General features: G+C 72.7%; 15 protein-coding genes. 7 read left to right on the top strand and 8 right to left on the bottom strand.

What is annotated here, in order from left to right:
- Positions 1 to 294 (top strand): antibiotic biosynthesis monooxygenase family protein, encoded by a 294-nt coding sequence (locus ABEA93_RS18830; RefSeq protein WP_345676755.1) that lies wholly within the window; start codon positions 1 to 3, stop codon positions 292 to 294.
- 88 nt (positions 295 to 382) lie between these two features.
- The gene (locus ABEA93_RS18825; RefSeq protein ID WP_345676754.1) at positions 383 to 1,975 is read left to right on the top strand and encodes an alpha/beta hydrolase; all 1,593 of its coding nucleotides are present in this window, start codon (positions 383 to 385) and stop codon (positions 1,973 to 1,975) included.
- A gap of 364 nt (positions 1,976 to 2,339) precedes the next feature.
- Here the strand turns inward: ABEA93_RS18825 and ABEA93_RS18820 are convergent, their stop codons facing one another.
- The 4 genes from ABEA93_RS18820 to galT form a co-directional block, all read right to left on the bottom strand.
- A complete protein-coding gene (locus tag ABEA93_RS18820) occupies positions 2,340 to 3,098 on the bottom strand; it encodes a helix-turn-helix domain-containing protein (protein ID WP_345676753.1) in 759 nt (252 codons plus the stop codon).
- A gap of 102 nt (positions 3,099 to 3,200) precedes the next feature.
- A complete protein-coding gene (locus ABEA93_RS18815; RefSeq protein ID WP_345676752.1) occupies positions 3,201 to 3,389 on the bottom strand; it encodes a hypothetical protein in 189 nt (62 codons plus the stop codon).
- An 89-nt stretch (positions 3,390 to 3,478) separates the two neighbouring features.
- Positions 3,479 to 4,630 carry a galactokinase gene (gene galK / locus ABEA93_RS18810; protein ID WP_345676751.1) on the bottom strand — a complete coding sequence of 384 codons (1,152 nt, stop codon included), beginning with the start codon at positions 4,628 to 4,630 and terminating at the stop codon, positions 3,479 to 3,481.
- Positions 4,627 to 5,712, bottom strand: coding sequence for a galactose-1-phosphate uridylyltransferase (galT, locus tag ABEA93_RS18805; RefSeq protein ID WP_345676750.1), 1,086 nt, complete (start codon positions 5,710 to 5,712; stop codon positions 4,627 to 4,629). The genes galK and galT overlap by 4 nt, the downstream gene beginning before the upstream one ends.
- Positions 5,713 to 5,902: 190 nt before the next feature.
- Between galT and ABEA93_RS18800 the strand changes: the two genes are divergently transcribed.
- Entirely contained in the window at positions 5,903 to 6,697 is a 795-nt protein-coding gene (locus ABEA93_RS18800; RefSeq protein WP_345676782.1) for a DeoR/GlpR family DNA-binding transcription regulator, read from the top strand.
- 180 nt (positions 6,698 to 6,877) lie between these two features.
- Here ABEA93_RS18800 and ABEA93_RS18795 read toward each other — a convergent pair whose 3' ends face one another.
- Entirely contained in the window at positions 6,878 to 8,266 is a 1,389-nt protein-coding gene (locus ABEA93_RS18795) for a pyridoxal phosphate-dependent decarboxylase family protein (protein WP_345676749.1), read from the bottom strand.
- Between the two features lie 357 nt (positions 8,267 to 8,623).
- Between ABEA93_RS18795 and ABEA93_RS18790 the strand changes: the two genes are divergently transcribed.
- The 4 genes from ABEA93_RS18790 to ABEA93_RS18775 all read left to right on the top strand — a co-directional run bounded on the left by ABEA93_RS18790 (position 8,624) and on the right by ABEA93_RS18775 (position 12,966).
- A complete protein-coding gene (locus ABEA93_RS18790; RefSeq protein ID WP_345676748.1) occupies positions 8,624 to 9,079 on the top strand; it encodes an Lrp/AsnC family transcriptional regulator in 456 nt (151 codons plus the stop codon).
- A 163-nt stretch (positions 9,080 to 9,242) separates the two neighbouring features.
- Entirely contained in the window at positions 9,243 to 10,727 is a 1,485-nt protein-coding gene (locus ABEA93_RS18785) for an MFS transporter (protein WP_345676747.1), read from the top strand.
- A 134-nt stretch (positions 10,728 to 10,861) separates the two neighbouring features.
- Entirely contained in the window at positions 10,862 to 11,299 is a 438-nt protein-coding gene (locus tag ABEA93_RS18780; protein ID WP_345676746.1) for a hypothetical protein, read from the top strand.
- Positions 11,300 to 11,394: 95 nt separating this feature from the next.
- On the top strand, positions 11,395 to 12,966 hold the full coding sequence (locus tag ABEA93_RS18775; protein WP_345676781.1) for an adenosine deaminase family protein: 1,572 nt from the start codon (positions 11,395 to 11,397) through the stop codon (positions 12,964 to 12,966).
- Positions 12,967 to 13,033: 67 nt separating this feature from the next.
- On the opposite strand, the gene ABEA93_RS18770 is transcribed toward ABEA93_RS18775, so the two are convergent.
- From ABEA93_RS18770 to ABEA93_RS18760, 3 genes are all read right to left on the bottom strand, one after another.
- A complete protein-coding gene (locus tag ABEA93_RS18770) occupies positions 13,034 to 13,888 on the bottom strand; it encodes an ATP-grasp domain-containing protein (RefSeq protein ID WP_345676745.1) in 855 nt (284 codons plus the stop codon).
- Positions 13,889 to 13,997: 109 nt separating this feature from the next.
- Positions 13,998 to 15,602, bottom strand: a complete 1,605-nt coding sequence (locus tag ABEA93_RS18765; protein ID WP_425584992.1) for an LCP family protein — start codon at positions 15,600 to 15,602, stop codon at positions 13,998 to 14,000.
- Positions 15,603 to 15,741: 139 nt separating this feature from the next.
- Positions 15,742 to 18,195 carry a beta-glucosidase family protein gene (locus ABEA93_RS18760; protein WP_345676744.1) on the bottom strand — a complete coding sequence of 818 codons (2,454 nt, stop codon included), beginning with the start codon at positions 18,193 to 18,195 and terminating at the stop codon, positions 15,742 to 15,744.
- Positions 18,196 to 18,212 lie beyond the last annotated feature (17 nt).

Genomic DNA, 18,212 nt, shown 5'->3' with positions numbered 1-18,212 from the left:
GTGGCAGTTGCCGTCGTTTTCGACATCCCGGGCATGACTCAGGCCCAGTACGACCAGAGCGCCGACGCGGTGACCGGTGGCCGCGGGGCCGTCACCAGCACCTCGGACTGGCCCGTTCCCGGGCTGATCTCGCACACCTCCGGTCCCACCCCGAACGGCTGGTTCGTCGTGGACGTGTGGGAGTCCGAGGAGGCATTCCGGCAGTTCGGCGAGATCATCGTGCCGATTCTGACCCGGCTCGGCGTCCCGAACGCGGAGCCGAAGGTCTACCCGGTGCATGCGATGGTGCGCTGAGCACGGCTGCCGCCCCACGCGGTTCGGGCGTCGGGTCCGGCAGGAGCGGATCCCGGCGGCGGGTTGCCGCAGGTGATACGTCTTTGCGGTGACCCGTCGCCCTTTCCGCGCCGCCCGACTCCGCTCGTCCGCGCTCGCCGCCGCCGCGGCCATCGCCGTGGTCGCGACCGGATGCACGTCCTCGGCCGGCAGAGCCGCCGCCCCGCCCGGCGGCGGCCCCGCCGAGGCGGGCAGCCCGTCCGGGGCTTCGTCCTCGCCCGCGGGCGACTTCCGGGCGCAGAAGCCGGCCTGGCGTCCCTGCACCGGCGACGGGACGGCGAAGAGCAGCGATCCGGCGTACCGGTCCGCCGCGCGGCGGCTCGAGTGCGCGAATCTGCGGGTGCCGCTCGACTATGCCGCGCCGGGCGGGAAGTCGATCCAAATAGCCGTCTACCGGCTCCCCGCGGCCGGACCCGCCGGGCAGCGGCTCGGCAGTCTGGCGACGAACCCAGGCGGGCCCGGCAGCGGCGTGCGGTCGACGGTCGTCGGGTTGGCCGCTGCGAAGCCCGACGTGGCGAAGCGGTACGACATCGTCGGCTTCGACCCGCGCGGCACCGGCGCCAGCCGGCCGGTCGTCTGCGGGGACGGGGCGCTGATGGACCGGATCCAGTCCCTCGACCCGACGACCGCGGACGCCGCCCAGGTCGACGCGAACGCGGCCGTGCTCAAGGAGTTCGGACAAGGCTGCGCGGCGCGGACGGGCGACCTGCTGCCGCATCTGGGGACGGCCGAAGCGGTCGAGGACATGGACGTCCTGCGGAGCGTCCTCGGCGACGACAAGGTCAACTTCGTGGGCACGTCCTACGGCACCTACCTCGGCGCCCGCTACGCCGCCGCCCACCCCGACCGCGTCGGCCGCTTCGTCCTCGACGGGCTCGTCGACCCGGCCTCGGACCGGTTCACCGTGGCGCGCGAGCAAGCCGTGGGCTTCGACACGGCGTTCCGGGCCTTCGCCGCGGACTGCGTGCAGCGGCGCGGCTGCCCGTTCTCCGGCGGCGCCGGCGCGGCCGCGGCGAGCATGCGCACGATGCTCGGCCAACTCGGCGACCGGCCGCGCCCGGTCGGCGAGCGGGCCCTGGACGAGGGCATGGCGAGCACCGTCGTCTCCGCGTACCTCTACAGCCCGGCGTCGTGGTCCGCGCTGCGCGACCTCCTCGGCGCGCTGTACGGGGGCGACGCGCGGCCCATGCTGCGCGCCTTCGACTCCTACGCCAGGCGCGCGGACGACGGCACGTACCAGGGCGCGACGTTGGCCGGCTACTACGAGATCAACTGCGCCGACGGGCGTTCCCTCACCGCCGCCGAAGCCGACCGCCTCGCCCACGACGTCGCGGCCGACGCGCCGGTCCTCGGACCGTCCGTGGTGTGGAGTTGGGCGGCGGACTGCGCCGCGCCCGGGCCGGACCGCGCGTACCCGCTCGACGCGGTGAAGCTCCCGAACCTGCTGCTCGTCAGCACCACGCGCGACCCCGCCACCCCGAACGTCGCAGCGGCCCGGCTCAAGCGGCAGCTGCCCAACGCCGCGCTGGTGACGTACAACGGCGACGGCCACGTGGCGTTCTACCGCCACAACCCGTGCGTGGACCGCGCGACTTCAAGCTACTTGCTGACGGGGGCGGCGACGGATACGACCTGCGGCTGAGGCAGGGCAGGACAGGGCACGGTCGGGCGTGGCGAGGGGAAATTCCGCCGCATCGGGCGCGGCGTATCACGCGTTCCGAAGGGCACGCCGACGATCTACGCAGAGGCGATGCGGTCGGGAACGACCGGCACCCGTGCGGTCATCGCACCGAGGGAGTCCTCGCCGAACCGCCGGGGCCGGCAGGTGCGGATCCGGTCGGCGACGGGCCAGGGGCACTCGGAGGGGCCTGCCGGTGCGGCTGGTGACCACTACGTCATTCCGTTCACCCGGGAGACGTGCCTTCGATCGTCGGGTAGGCGGAGCGGACGCGGGTGGAACGTGTCGGCCGGGGGAGGTCGGTGCTCCTTCCCCGGCCGACGGGTGGTCAGCGGCGCGGCGGGCGGCGCCAGGCGCCGGGCGCGTACGGGTCCGCGGGCGGGTTGCCCATGAGGTCCCAGAACCGGTCCATCGCCCCCGCCGGCAGCGGCGGCGCGGGCGGCTCCTCGACGGCTTGCTCGCCGGACGTCCGCTTGGGCTTGGCGTCGACGCCGCCGGGCGGCGGGAAGTCCGCGATCAGTGCCTCCATCGCCTCGGCGACCTTGCGGCGGCGGAGGCCGAGGACTTCGGTGACCGGGCTGACGTAGGCGGGCGCGCGTCCTTGGCCGAGGCACTTGGCGAGGCATTCGGACAGTTCTTCGCGGGCTCCGGACACCTCGACGAGTTGGCGGTGCGTCAGACCGCTGAACATCCGTATGAGGGCTTGCGTACGGCGTTCGTCGGCGCGCCAGGCATTGCCGCGTTCCATCCGCAACCAGGTCGCTTCCGACATGCCGACCTGCTTGCCGGCCGCGGCCGCGGTGAGCCCGGCCCGCAGCCGCAGCGCATGCAGCGACGCATTGCCGGATTCGCCCATGAGCCGGCCGACCGGCACGGCAAGGGCCTTGGCGAGACCGATGAGCTGGTCCTCGGTGGGGGCGACGGAACCGTCTTCCCACGCGCGGACGTCCCGGGGGAACGCGTTGACGCCGTAGGAGGCGAGCGTGGCCGCCACCCGCTCCGGCGTGAAAGCCATGACGGAGCGTGCCGTGCGAGCCGCCTCCGGGTCGAAGGGCGGTGCGGTGTCGAGTTCTGCAGGCTGAGTCACGGCGCACCAGCGTAGGGCCTGTCGGGGGAATGTTGGAGTTGGGTTGCGCGGACCGGGTGCGCCGGGGGCGGTAGTTGCGCTGCCCGACGCCGGAAAGTCGGGTCAGCCGGCGCGCGAATTGCGTTGGGACGTCCGGGCATCGCCGATCAGGCGCGCGACCGGGGCGGGGTCTTCGTCGGGGGTGAGGAAACTTGCGCCGGGGATGGTCACCATGGTGATGCCGCCGCAGGATTCGAGGGCGCGGCGTTCGGAGGCGCTGGCGGCACCGTCGCCGGATTCGCCGTGGCGCACAGGCTGGGTGCCACCGGGCCGTGGTCGTCGAGGTTTCATCCCCGACCGCACATTCCAGACCCGGGTGCTCGGATGGGCGGGGAAGACCGCTACTCCGCCCTCCCCGCCCCGGCCCCGGCCTCCGCCGCAAAGATCCGCGGCCGGGCGTATCCCGCCTCCGCGAACGCGGTCTCCACGGCTGCCGTGACGCCGTCCGCGGCCTCGGCACTCGTCAGCACGATGACCGACCCCCCGAACCCGCCCCCGGTCATCCGCGCCCCCAACGCCCCCGCCGTCACCGCGGTCTCCACCACCAGGTCGGTTTCCGGACAGGAGACCCTGAAGTCGTCGCGCAGCGAGGCGTGTCCCGCGGTCAGCACGGGGCCCACCCCCGCCACCCGGCCGGTGTGGAGCAGCGCCAACGTCTCCGTCACCCGTGCCTGTTCGGTCACCACGTGGCGCACCAGGCCGTGCAGCTCCGGCGGCAACAGACCCAAAACCATGTCGAGTTCCGACAGCGCCACATCCCGCAGCGCCCGGCGCCCCGCCAGCTCCGCTGCCCGCTCGCAGCCCGCGCGGAGTGCCGCGTACGCGCCGTCCCCCAAGTCGTGCTTCACGCGGGTGTCGACCACCAGCAACCGGAGTCCGTGTGCCGCGGCGTCGAAGGGGACGTGTCGTACCGACAGGTCGCGCGTGTCCAGGAACAGCGCCGACCCCGCCTCGCAGCACGCCGAGGCCATCTGGTCCATCACTCCGCACGGCACGCCCGCGAAGTCGTTCTCCGCGCGCTGGGCCAGCAAGGCCAGCTGCGGCGCGGTCAGGCCCAGCCCGTACATCCCGTCGTAGGCGAAGGCGACCGCGCACTCCAGCGCCGCCGAGGACGACAGACCGGCCCCCGTCGGCACATCGCCGGCCAGGTACACATCCGCGCCGCCGACCTCGTGCCCCGCCTCGCGCAGCGCCCACACCACGCCCGCCGGGTACGCCGCCCACGTCGTGACCGCGCCCGCGCGAAGGTTCGCGACCGTGAGGTCCGTCGTCTGGCCGTCGCCCTGCGCGCTGTGCAGCCGCAGCCGTCCGTCGGAGCGCGGCCGTGCCGCGGCCAGGATGCGCTGCGACAGGGCGATCGGCAGGACGAAGCCGTCGTTGTAGTCCGTGTGCTCGCCGATGAGGTTGACCCGGCCCGGCGCCGCCCACACGCCCGCGGGGTCGCCGCCGAAGACCTCGGCGAAGCCGGCCCGGACGGCGGACACGCCGGTCACCGGCCCACCGCCCGCAGCCGCTCCGCCGCGCCCTCCGGCGATACGTCGTTCACGAAGGCGTCCATCCCCGATTCCACTCCCGCGAGGTACTTGAGCTTGCCCGCGGCACGGCGGATGGTGAACAGCTCCAGGTGCAGCGCCAACTCGTCGCGGTGTGCGGCGGGGGCTTGGTGCCATGCGGCAATGTACGGCGTCGGCCCCGCACCGTCGAAGAGCCGGTCGAAGCGGCGCAGCAGGTCCAGGTACAGCCCGGGGAACTCCGCGCGCTCGTCCTCGCTCAGCCCGGTCAGGTCCGGAACCCGCCGGTTCGGATACAGGTGCACTTCGTACGGCCACCGTGCGGCGAACGGCACAAATGCCGTCCAGTGCCGTCCCGCGATCACGACCCGCACCGGGTCGGCGAGTTCCGCCGCGACCACGTCGTCGAACAGGTTCCGTCCGAACGCCTCGCGGTGTTCCGCGGCCCGGGCCGTGATCCGGGAAGTGCGCGGTGGCACGAACGGGAACGCGTAGATCTGCCCGTGCGGGTGGGGGAGTGTCACGCCGATTTCCGCGCCGCGGTTCTCGAAGCAGTACACCTGCTCGATCCCCGGCAAGGCCGACAACGCGGCCGTCCGGTCGGTCCACGCGTCCAGCACCACCCGGGCGCGCTCCTCGCTCAGGTCGGCGAACGACGCGTCGTGGTCGGCGGTGAAGCACACGACCTCGCACCGCCCCGCGCCCGGCGCCAGGTCGAACAGCGGCCCCGGCCGGCCCGGGACGTGTGCCGCCGCGTCGCGCGCCAGCGACGGGAAGCGGTTCTCGAACACCGCCACTTCGTAGTCCGCGGCGGGAATCTCGCTGAGCCGCCCGTCGCGCGACGGGCACAACGGGCACTCGTCCGGCGGCGGCAGGTACGTGCGGCCCTGCCGGTGCGCGGCCACCGTGACGTGGTCGCCGGTCACCGGATCACGGCGGATCTCGGACAGCGCGGTCACCGGCTCCAGAGGCCGCAGGTCGGGTGCGTCGCGCACCGCGGTCTCGTCCGCGTCGAAATAGAGCAGTTCGCGGCCGTCGGCCAGCTTGGTCGTGGTCTTCTTCACGGCTCCCACTCCGTCGGTCGATCCTCACCCGGGATCGACGGGAAGCACACACAATCAAACACAACCACACGAGGTCAACCACAATCGATGGTGGTTGTTGTTGGTATGTGGTTGATGGGGAAACGGGATCCGGGATACAGTCCCCGGACCGGCGCTTCAACACACGGAGGCACGCGTGGCCGAACGCGGCATGCTCGCGGGCCGCCGCCGCGCGCTGATCATGGACACCGTCCGCACGCACGGCGAGGTCCGGGTCGCCGACCTCGTCGACCGGCTCGGCGTGTCCGACATGACGATCCGCCGCGACCTCGACGCGCTCGCCGCCGACGGCGTGCTCGACAAGGTGCACGGCGGCGCGGTTGCCCGCACCGGCGCCGCCACCGCCGACGAGCCGTGGTTCGAAGCCAAAGCCCCCCTCGCCGCCGCCGCGAAAACGGCCATTGCGGCCGCCGCCGCGGACCTCGTCGAACCCGGCAGCGTCGTCGCGCTGTCCGCCGGCAGCACCACTTACGCGGTCGCCACGCAGCTCCTCGGCGTGCCGCGCCTGACCGTGGTGACCAACTCGCTGCCCATCGCCGACGTGCTTCGCGCCGCCGACCGGGACCGGGCCGGCGACGCCCCGACGCTGCTGCTCACCGGCGGCACCCCCACCCGCTCCGCGGCACTCGTCGGCCCGATCGCCGACCAGGCCCTCGCGAACCTGCACGTCGACCTGCTGATCCTCGGCACCCACGGCGTCTCCGAACGCGCCGGGCTCAGCACCCCCAACCTCGCCGAAGGCCAGACCAACCGCGCCCTCATCGCCGCAGCCCGCCGCGTCGCCGTGGTCGCCGACCACACCAAATGGGGCGTCGCCGGACTCGCCGGCTTCGCCGCCCTCGACACCGTCGACGTCTTCGTCACCGACGACGGCATCCCCACCGCCGCCCGCGACGTCCTCGCGGACCACGTCGGCGAACTGATCGTGGTGCCCGCCACCGACTGAGACACCGCGACAAAAACACGACGGCACGACGGCACGACGAGACGACGAGACGACGAGACGACGAGACGACGAGACGACCACAGCCGACGGAAACACGGCGGCGCCGGGGCGCCGCGTGGACAAAGCACGCAACACCCCGGCGCCGTCGACGTCGTCACAAGCCGGCGGACCCGCCCGCCCTCACGCCATCGTGTCGAGCATCTCCCGCACCATCTCCGGCGTCGTCCCCGGGTGCAGGAACGCGAACCGTGCCACCGTCTCGCCCTCCCAGCCCGTCGGCGTCACGAAGCCGATCTGCCCGGCCAGCAGCCGCTGCGACCACGCGTGGTAGTCCTCCGCCGACCAGCCCCGGCGCCGGAACAGCACCGCGGACAGCTCCGGCTCCCGGATCAGCTCCAAGTGCGGCGTCTCGCGGATCAGCCGCGCCGTGTCCCGGGCCAGCGTCAGTGCCGCCTCGATGGCGTCCCGGTAGGCGTCCGTGCCGTGCACCGCGAGCGAGAACCACAGCGGCAGGCCGCGCGCCCGGCGGGTCAGGTGGTACGCGTAGTCGGTCGGGTTCCACTCCTCCGCCGCGTCGGTGTGCAGCACGTCCAGGTACGACGCGTCCTGGGTGTGCACGCCGCGCGCCAGCGCCGGCTGCCGGTACACGAGCGCCGCGCAGTCGAACGGGGCGAACAGCCACTTGTGCGGGTCGACCACGAACGAGTCGGCCCGTTCGATCCCGTCGTACTTGGCCCGCACGCTCGGCGCGAAGAGCCCCGCGCCGCCGTACGCCCCGTCCACGTGGAACCACAGGTCGTATTCGTCCGCCACCGCGCCCACGCCCGCCAAGTCGTCCACGATGCCCGCGTTGGTCGTCCCCGCCGTCGCGACCACGCCCACCACCGACCGCGGATCCGGGTCCGCGGCCAGCGCGGCACGCACCGCCGCACCGGTCAGCCGGTGGTCCGCCGTCGGCACCACCAGCGCGTCCACGCCCATGATCCGCAGCGTGTTGCCGATCGACGAATGCGCCTGGTCGCTCACCGCGACACGCCACGGACCCGATGGCACGTAACCCTCGGCGAGCCGACGCCGTGCGCCCGTGTCGCGGGCCACCACCAGCGCCGACAGGTTGCCCGCCGAACCGCCGCTCACGAAGCAGCCCCCGGCGCCCTCGGGCAGCCCCGCCAGGTCCGCGATCAGCCGCAGCACCTGGTTCTCCGCGGCCACCGCGCCCGCGGCCTCCAGCCACGATATGCCTTGCAGCGACGCGGACGAGACGACCATGTCGAACAGCAGCGCGGCCTTCGTCGGCGCCGCCGGAATGAACGACAGGAACCGCGGGCTGTCGCACGAGATGACCGCGGGCGCCAAGTGGTCCGCGTACAGCGCCAGCACATCCGCCGGGTCGTTCCCGTCGGCGCCCAGCAGTCCGTCGAGCGTGCGGTCCAGCTTGTCCTTCACGCCCGGGTGGTCCAACGGCACCGGATCCAGCTGCAGTCGTTCGCGCATGTACGCGAACACCATGTCGGCCAGGTTCTCGTCGTACGTGTGCATCGGCAGGCGGGCGGGGCGCGTCTCGGGCATGGGGCGGCTCTCGGCGTTCTCACGAAGGGAAACGAAAGGAAACACAGGGAAACGAAGGGTCGAGCAGGGTCGAGCAGGGTCGAGCAGGCAAGCCGCCGGGCATCGACACCGGCTCCCCAGAACACTAAAGACCGCCCGACCTGCGGCCAACCAGTCGATCTTGCGGGCGACCACCGATCCATTGCGTCCTTCCCGCATGCCCGCCCGATCCGTTGCGCGCATCCTGGGATCGGCGGCGATCACTGCGATACGTTCCTCCGCGCATCCCCTCGCCAGACCCCCGACCTGCACACCTCCACCAGCAGACCCCAGCCCAGACCCGCCCCCCGAGCACGATCCGGAGCAAGGAACCAACCGATGGCCATCGACGCGCTGGACAGCGGCATCATCGCCGCGCTCATCGAGGACGCGCGGGCGACCTACGCCGAAATCGGCGCACGCGTAGGCCTGTCCGCGCCGGCCGTGAAACGCCGTGTCGACCGGCTGCTGGAAACCGGGGTGATCACCGGCTTCTCCGCGTCCGTCGAACCGTCCGCGCTCGGCTGGCGCACCGAGGCGTTCGTCGAGCTGTACTGCCGCGGCCGCACCTCGCCCGAGGACATCGCCCGCGCGCTCGCCAAATACCCCGAGGTCGTCTCCGCCAGCACGGTCACCGGCGACGCCGACGCCGTCATCCACCTGCTCGCCGCCGACGTCCAGCAGTTCGAGAAAGTCCTCGAACGCATCGGCGCCGAACCGTTCGTCGTGCGCACCAAAAGCGCCGTCGTGCTGTCCCGGCTCGTCCGGCGCAGCGGCTCCGGCGCCGGAAGCTGACCCCGCGACCCGGCACCCCCCCGACACCCCGACGCCCTCCACAGACCCACGCCCCCCGGCACACCCCGCCCGGCATCCCCGACGCTGCGCCGTCCGTGTACGCGGTCGGGCGGCCCGCGTGTCGCGGACCCGGCCGGTCGTCCGCCGCGACCAGCATGACCGGGTGAACACCCCGCGGACCGTGGTCCAGCTCGGCGGCGAGGGCGACGGCGACTATGCGCCCGACCCGCGCCGCTGGCGCGCGCTCGCGGTCTGCATGCTCGCCGGATTCATCACCCTCCTCGACGTGTCCATCGTCAACGTCGCGCTGCCGTCGATCCGCACCGCGCTCGACGCGTCCGACGGCGACATCCAGTGGGTGCTCTCCGGCTACGCGCTCACGTTCGGCCTCGTGCTCGTCCCGGCGGGACGGGTCGGCGACGCCCGCGGTCGGCGCATGATGTTCATGCTCGGCGTCGCGCTCTTCACCGCGGCCAGCGCCCTGTGCGGGGCCGCGCAGAGCGCGGTGTGGCTCGTCCTCGCCCGGCTGATCCAGGGCGTCGCGGGAGGGCTGCTCACGCCGCAGGTCTCCGCCCTCATCCAGCAACTGTTCCGCGGACGCGAACGCGCCCGCGCGTTCGGCGTCTTCGGCTCGGTGATCGGCATCTCCACGGCCGTCGGGCCGGTCCTCGGCGGGCTCATCATCAACGTGTTCGGCGCCGAACACGGCTGGCGCTGGATCTTCTTCGTCAACCTGCCCATCGGTATCGCGGCGTTCGTCCTCGCCGCGCGGCTGCTGCCCGGCCCCGAGCACGAACACCGGCCCTGCCTGCGCGACCTCGATCCGGTCGGCGTCATGCTGCTCGGCGCCGCCGTCGTCCTGCTGATGCTGCCGCTCGTCGAGGAACGGCAGTGGCACACCGCCGCCAAGTGGCTGTTCGTGCCCGCGTCCGCGGCCCTGCTGGCGCTGTTCGTCGCGTGGGAGTACCGCTACCGCAAGCGCTACACGCCGCTCGTCGACCTCGACCTGTTCCGCGAACGCTCCTACGCGTGCGGCTCCCTCGTGATGCTCTGCTACTTCGCCGGCTTCACCTCGATCTTCTTCGTCCTCACCCTGTACCTGCAGTCCGGGCTCGGCGACTCCGCCCTCGTCGCCGGACTCGCCGTCACCCCGTTCGCGCTCGGCTCGGCCGCGTCCGCCGCCGTCGGCGGACACCTCGTCGCCCGCTACGGACACGCCCTCGTCGCCGCCGGACTCCTCACCGTCATCTGCGGACTCGGCGTCGTCGTCGTGCTCGTCGGCACCGTCGACCCCGCCGTCACCGAATGGGCCATCCTCGGCCCGCTCCTGATCGCCGGACTCGGCAGCGGGCTCGTCATCGCCCCCAACCAGGCCCTCACCCTCGCGTCCGTCCCGCCCCGGGAAGCGGGCAGCGCCGGCGGCGTCCTGCAGACCGGGCAACGCATCGGCTCCGCCCTCGGCATCGCCGTCGTCGGCTCCACGTTCTTCTCCCGGCTCGCGTCCCAGGCGCACCCCGACTGGTCCGGCGCGCTGCGCCTCGGACTCGTCGTGTCGATCTCGTTCGTGGTACTCGCTCTGGCGATCGCGATCGGCGATCTCACCCAGGAACGCAACCGCACCGCCGCGGATCCCGACACGAAACCCTGACCCGATCCGGCGTTTCCGGCGCATTGCACACCGCTCGTGGTCTTACTCTTGTCCGAGGTCGAAATCATCTTCGATGAGGGGTGCTGCGCCTTCGGCGTGTGACACGGGGACGGGAAGGGCCGATACCGATGGTCGTGGGGAACGTGGAAAACCAGCGGCTGGGCGCGGCGGTGCCCGCATTGTCGTCCGAGGTGATCGAAGCGGCGCTCTACCGCGCAGCGGAGGGCGAACCGGCGGCGCAGGCCACGGCGTACATCCTCACCGAGGAGGGCTCGTTCGTCCGCCGCCCCGACTTGTACGCGGTCTGCCTCGACTGGTCCGACGACGGGCGTTACGCCGCCGTGCGGTGGGACGTGCTCCGCGACATCGTGACCGCGGAGGATTCGGCGTACTCCGAGGGGCCGCTGCGCACGCTGCTGCTGCTGTGCTGCGCGCTGCACGACGACGGGCCCGCGCCGCTGACCCGGCTCGGCGAACTCGACACGGCGCAGGCACGGATCGCGGCGCGCGGGATGCACATCGCCACAGGGAAGCTGTCCCTGGCTGAGGCGTTGGGGCAGGGCGCCGCATAGCGGTTCACTCGAAGGTGTGAAACCGGGCTCCTGAGCGGCGACTTCGCGGGACGGCCAACGGGTCGGTCGGCCATGATTCCCCGGTGAAAACGACCATGCGAACGGCCGCGCGCCGCCGGATTCTGCTTCCCCTCGGTGCATGCGCCCTCAGCCTGCTGTCCTTACTCCCCGCTGCCGGGCAGACCGCCGCCGCGCAGACCGGTGCCGCGCGGCCCGGCACCGCCGCCGAACGCCGGGTGGCGGCCTATCTCGACAGCATCAAGGACGACCCCGCCGCGCAGCGCGCCTTCTTCGCCGCGCTGCCCAAGGGCGGCGACCTGCACAACCACCTGTCCGGCGCGGCGTCCACCGAGTACATCCTCTCCCTGGCCGCCCAGGACGGCATGTGCCTCGACCCGACGACGACGGCCTACATGCCGCCCTGCAAGCCCGGAGACCGCCCGGCGGCGGACACCAAGACCGATGCGGACTACCGGCGGACGGTGATCGCCGCGTGGTCCATGCAGGACTTCCCGCCCGGCGAGTCCGGCCACGACCACTTCTTCGACGCGTTCAACAAGTTCGGCGACGTCACCTGGCGGCACCGCGGCGAACTCCTGGCCGATGTCACGAACGCGCTCGCCGCGCAGAACCAGTCGTACCTGGAGACGATGGTCAGCCCGGCTTCCGAAGAGGCCAAGGCCCTGGCGAACAAGGTCGGCTGGGACGACGACTTCGCGAAGATGCACGCGAAGCTGCTCGCCGACGGGCAGATGGACGCGGTCGTCGCCGCGGCCCGCAAGGAATCCGACGACGCCGACGCGGTCTACGCCAAGACCGCGCACTGCGGCACCGGTGCGCCCGACCCGGGCTGCAAGGTGTCGGTGCGGTGGATCTCCCAGGTGTCGCGGGGCAGCACCCCCGAACGGGTGTTCACGCAGATGGTCGTCGGAATGCGCCTCGCCGAGCAGGACGCGCGGTTCGTCGCGATCAACCTGGTCCAGCCCGAGGACTGGGACAGCTCGCTGCAGAACTACCGGCTGCAGATGCGCATGCTGAACTACCTGCACACCGTCTACCCGAAGGCGCACATCACGCTGCACGCCGGCGAGCTGGTGCCCGGACTGGTCAAGCCGGAGGACCTGACCTTCCACGTCGACCAGGCCGTCCGCACCGGTGAGGCGGAACGCATCGGGCACGGCGTCGACCTGCGCAACGAGACGAACTGGCAGGACCTCGCCCGCACGATGGCCGCCGAGAAGGTCGCCGTGGAGGTGCCGTTCACCAGCAACGCGCAGATCCTCGGCGTGAAGGGCGCCGACCACCCGTTCTCGACGTACCGGCAGTACGGTGTGCCGATCGTGCTGGCCACCGACGACCCGGGCATCTCCCGCGTCGACATCACCCACGAATACCAGTACGCCGCACAGACCTACGGTCTGAGCTACCTCGAACTCAAGGACCTGGCACGGGCCTCCCTCGAGTACGCGTTCGTCCCGGGCGCGAGCCTGTTCTCCGGCCCGGGCAAGTCCGCCGTCGTGACGGCGTGCCGCTCCGACCGGCCGGGCGACCCGGAGCCGCACCAGCGCTGCGCGCAGTTCCTGGAGGCGAACCCGAAGGCCGCGCTCCAGTGGCAGCAGGAAGGCGCGTTCACCGCGTTCGAACGGCAGTACGGCGGACGCGGCTAGCCGCATCCGGCACCTGAAGGCGGCTCGCCCGGCCGGGGGAGCCGCCTTCGCCGTTTCCGCGGCCGGGTTACCGGCGCGCCGTCACCGCGCGCGTGCCGAGCCTGCCGTGCCGGGCGTCGGCGAGCCGCAGCACCGCGGCGGCGACGCGCGGGACCGCGTCGGGGACGCCGCGGAAGCTCGGGAAGTCGTTGACGTCGACGATCGTCCAGCCGTCCGGTCCTTCGACGGCGTCGATGCCGAAGAGGTCGAGGTCGTACACCTCGCCGATCCGGGAGACGAGCGCGGCGAGGTCGTCCGGGAGCGGGATCTCCCGGGTCTCGACCGGCCGGTCGGGGTGCAGCGGCGAGGTGCGCACGGTGGCGTGGAGGTCGCCCGCGACGCTGTAGACCTTGACGTCGACGCCCGGGTTGGGGACGTACGGCTGCACGAGCAGGAACCCTTCGCGGTGCAGTGCGCCGCGGGCTTCGCGCAGGTCGCGGGCGGACCGCACGATGTGCACGCCGCGCCCGGAGTCGCCCGCGACCGGCTTGACCACCAGCGGCCCGCCGTCGAAGCGGTGCAGCAGGTCGGCGGCGGCGACGAACCGGGTGGGCGGGAACGGCAGTCCGTGCCGCCGGGCGATGGCCGCGGCGACCGTCTTGTCGCGGACGGTGTGCACGGCGCGGGCGTCGTTGACGGTGGGTATCCCGGCCGCCGCGGCGGCGTCGAACAGGGACAGGCCGGGGCCGCCGGACACGGTTTTCAGCACCCACGCGTCGTGGCCGCGAGCGAGCAGTTCGTCGATCCGCACGACGCCGCGGCCGGGTTCGACGATGTCGACCTCGTGGCCGGTGGCCAGGAGGTGCCGGGCGACGTGGAGGGGCATGACGTCGTCGCGGTACTGGTCTTCCACGAGAAAGCAAAGCCGCACTGCCGCCCCCATGCCGATGCTCGGTTCCTCCGCCCCGCTCCGGCGGTCCCGGGCTCGGCCTTGCCCCAGCACTTTAGAGGTTGCGCAACCTCTCAAGCGAGGGCTGCCGGCGGGCTGACGGTCAGCCGTACGACAGGTTGCTGCACGCGTCGTCGTCGGCCGACCGGGCGTCCTGCGCCACCGACGGCGGCACGGCCGTCGGGGCGGGCTCCGGCGAGGCGGCGTCCGAGCCGGACGCCCCGGGCGCGGGTGCGGCCGGTGTGTCGGCGAAGACGCTGCCGACGGTCACCCGGATCCCGGGGGCGCGGGTGGAGGGCCGCAGTTCGGCTCCCGGGAAGGCGGAGGCCACGATCTGTGCCTGGTCGGCATGCGTCGGCGGGTACTCGACGACCGTCGCGGTCCGGTCGGGCGCGGGCGCCGTTCCGATCGTGGCCACGGTGAAGCCCTCGGCGCGCAGCAGGTCGGCGGCGCGGCCCGCGAGCCCCGGTGTGGCGGTGCCGTTGTAGACGGACACCTGAATGCCCGTGCCGTCGACGGGTGACGCGCCCGGTGTCGGCGTGGCCGGTGGGGCGGGGGTCAGGGCGGCCGGCTTCGCGGCGCCGTTCCCGGCGTCCTCGTTGTCGAGCGTGCGGTCGTCGTGCAGGGCCGCCCACAGCGCGTCGGCCGCGGGATGCACGACGGCCACGTGCTCGCCTTGGTAACGCCACGGCAGGGTGACGAACTTGGTGTTGTGCAGGTCGATGCCCTTGAGGTCCAGCGCGAACGACAGCAGTTTCTGCACCGAGCCGAGCCCGGGGTCGACGGTCATCGACTTGGCCGCGGCTTCGGCGAGCGGCAGCAGGGTGGTCGGGTCGAGGCCCTGCCCCTTGATCCTCTTGACGAGCGACGAGACGAAGGCCTGCTGCCGTTTGATGCGGCCGATGTCGGAGCCGTCGCCGATGCCGTGCCGCAGCCGGACGTAGTCGAGCGCCTTCTGCCCGGACACGGTCTGCTTGCCCTTGGGGAAGACGAGCTGCCCGCGGCTGCCCTTGTTGGGGTTGAGGTCGCCTTCGAAGACCTCCTTCGGCAGGCACACTTCGATGCCGCCGACGGCCGAGGTCATCGCGGCGAAACCGGCGAAATCCACCACGATCGTGTGGTCGATGCGGAGCCCGGTGAGTTTCTCCACGGTGTTCTGCGTGCAAGCCGGATTGCCCGAGGCCGTGTTCCCGACCGAGAACGCGTCGTTGAACATGACGTTGGACTGCGGCCGCGTCCAGGTGCCGTCCGGTTTCCGGCAGGACGGCATGTCGACGATGGTGTCGCGCGGGATGGACACGGCGACGGCGTGCTTGCCGTCGGCGTAGACGTGGAGGAGGAGTGTGGTGTCCGAGCGGCCGACGTCGCCTTTGCCGCCGCCGAACTTCGCATTGTCGCCGGACCGCGAATCCGAGCCCATGATCAGCACGTTCCGGCCGGGCGAGGTGTCCGGCGGGCGGTCCTGCTGCACGCCGTCCCCGGAGAACGTCCGGATGTCGCCGTTGAGCCGGAAGTACAGCCACGCGGCGCCGGACGCCAGCAGGACCACGAACGCCAATGCGGTGAGCAGCACGATCCGCATCCGCCGGCGGCGCCGCGACCGGCGGCGGTCGCGCTGGGCGGCTTCCCGTGCGGCCTGCCGCCCGGGCCCGCATGCCCGGACGGCCCCGGATGTCCTGGGCACGCGCCTCCCCGACCGAATAGTCATCGAGTTGCGCAATATAGCAACCGTTTGAGGATGCTGGAGACGGCTGGAAGAGGGACCGAGGGTGGGTGCGGAAAACGGGGCGCCGGTCTTGTGCGTGTCCCCGGCACACGCACAAGACCGGCGCCCCGGCTCGGGCCGGCTACAGCTCGACGGTTCCCGTCAGCCGCACGTCGCCCGCGCTGTGCGCCACGGCGATCCGGTAGGTGCCGGGCACCACGCGCCACCCGGACGTGTCGGCGTCCCAACGCGCGAGGGTGTCCGCGTCGACGGGGATGCGCACCGTGGCGGCCTCGCCCGGTGCCGCGGTCGCCGGCGCGTAGCCGACCAGGCGCAGCGGCTCGGTGCGGCCGAGGAGTTCGCCGGAGGCCGGTTCGAGGTAGACCTGCACGGTCTCGCGGCCCGGCCGGGATCCGGTGTTGGCGACGTCGGCGGTCACCGTCAGCCCGGCCGTCGCGTCGCCTTCGATGCGCAGGTTGCGGTACTCCCAGGTGGTGTAGCCGAGGCCGTGGCCGAACGGGTAGGCGGGTTTGGCGCCGCGGGCGGCCCACAGGCGGTAGCCGATCGTGGGGCCTTCGTCGTAGGTGTGGCGTCCGTCGACCGGGGTCGTCGCCAGGATCGGCACGTCGGCTTCGTCCGCCGGGAACGTGGTGGGCAGCCGGCCGCCCGGCTCGGCCGCGCCGGTGAGGACGTCGGCGATGGCGTTGCCGCCTTCCTGCCCGGGCAGCCACGCCCACAGCACCGCGGCGGCGTCGTCGCGCCACGGCATGCGGACCGGCGATCCGGCGTTGACCACGACCACGGTGTTCGGGTTCGCCTCCAGGACGCGCGCCACGAGTTCGTCGGAACGCCCGGGCAGCGCCAGGTCCTTGCGGTCGTAGCCCTCGGATTCGATGTCGTCGGTGGTGCCGACGACGACGATCGCGACGTCCGCGGCCGCCGCGTCGGCGATGGCCTCGCGCAGTTCGGTCTCGTCGTCGAGGCGCGGGTCGCCCCAGCCGAGGCCGAAACCGGCCACGACCAGGTCGCCGTCGGCGACGTACCCGAGTTCGATGTCGACCGGCACACCGGCGCGGGCCGCCACCGGGATGCGCCGGAGCGGCGGGCGCATCAGGGATTCCATGGGGTTGTCGCCCGTGGGGCCGAGGTCGACGGTGCGGGTCTCGCCGTCGACGGTCAGCCGCATCGGGCCGGAGCCGAGGACGTCGAGGAGGTTGTCGCCGTCGACAGCGGGTGTGATGCGGGTGCGGAGCACGGCGGCGGCGGTGCCGGCCGGGAACAGGCCCGGCCACAGGATCACTTGCGAGCCGACGCGGTCTTCGGAACCGAGCACGTTGCCGTCCGTGTCCACGAAGTCCAGACGCACCCCGGGTGCTCCGGTCACCGGGTTCACCGAGTTGTCCCGGGTCAGGCCGGGCAGTCGGCGATGCGTGAACGCGCCGTCCCGCACCGTCAGTTCCACATCCGGGCCGAGGGCCGCGCGCAGGCCCTGGGCCACGTCGACGACGTACTGCGGGCTGGCGTGCGCGCTGCCGCCGCCCTGCGCGGACAGCCGCACCGCGTTCGGGCCGATCAGCGCGACGCGGCGCAGCTTGCCGGTGTCGAGGGGGAGCGCGCCGCGGTTGGCGAGGAGCACGAGGCCGCGCCGGGCGATGTCGCGGATCCGCTCGCCCGCATGCGCGAGGACGTCGGACGGGGTGGCGGGGGCGGTGTCGCCGAGCGCGCCGACCCGGGCGGCGAGCCGCAGGATGCGGACGACCTTGTCGTCGAGCACGGTTTCGTCGACGCGGCCGTCGCGCAGCGCCGCGCGCAGCGGCTCGCCCCACAGTTCGGCGGGGCCGGGCATGGCGATGTCCGTGCCGCCGAGGTAGGCGGCTTCGGTGGAGCGGACCGCCATCCAGTCGGACACGACGACGCCGTCGAAGCCCCATTCGTCCTTGAGGACGGTGGTCTGCAGCGGGGCGTTCTCCGTCATGGTGTGGCCGTTGACGCCGTTGTACGCGGACATCACCAGCCATGCCTGCGCGTCGCGGACCGCGGCGAGGAACGGCACGAGGTAGGCCTCGCGCAGTGTCCGCTCGTCGGCGCGGACGTCGTACTCCATGCGGCCGTCTTCGCTGTCGTTGGCGACGAAGTGCTTGACCGTGGCGGCGACGCCCTGCGCCTGCACGCCCGCGACGAACGCGGCGCCGGAGCGGGCGGTGAGCAGCGGGTCTTCGGAGTAGCACTCGAAGTGGCGGCCGCCGAGCGGGGTGCGGTGCAGGTTGACGGTGGGCGCGAGCAGCACGTCGACGTTCTTCGCGCGGGCCTGCGCGCCGAGGAGTTCGCCGGCCCGGCGGGGGACCTCGGGGTCCCATGCGGCGGCCTGCGCGGACGGGTTCGGCACCAGCACCGACGGGTCGCCTTCGTCGAAGGTGACGCCGCGCACGCCGACCGGGCCGTCGGACATGGTGATCTTGCGGAGTCCGATCTGCGGCAGCGCCGGCAGCGACCACACGTCTTCGCCGGTGATCAGGCGCAGCTTGTCGTCGGTGGACAGTCGGGCGGCCAAGGCGCGGAGTTCGGTGTCGGTCGGCGGCGCGGCGGGGTCGGGCATGGGTGTGTGCTCCAGAG

The organism is Yinghuangia aomiensis (assembly GCF_039542225.1).
Taxonomy (GTDB): Bacteria; Actinomycetota; Actinomycetes; order Streptomycetales; family Streptomycetaceae; genus Yinghuangia; species Yinghuangia aomiensis.
This window is presented reverse-complemented; position numbering and strand designations above follow the sequence as displayed.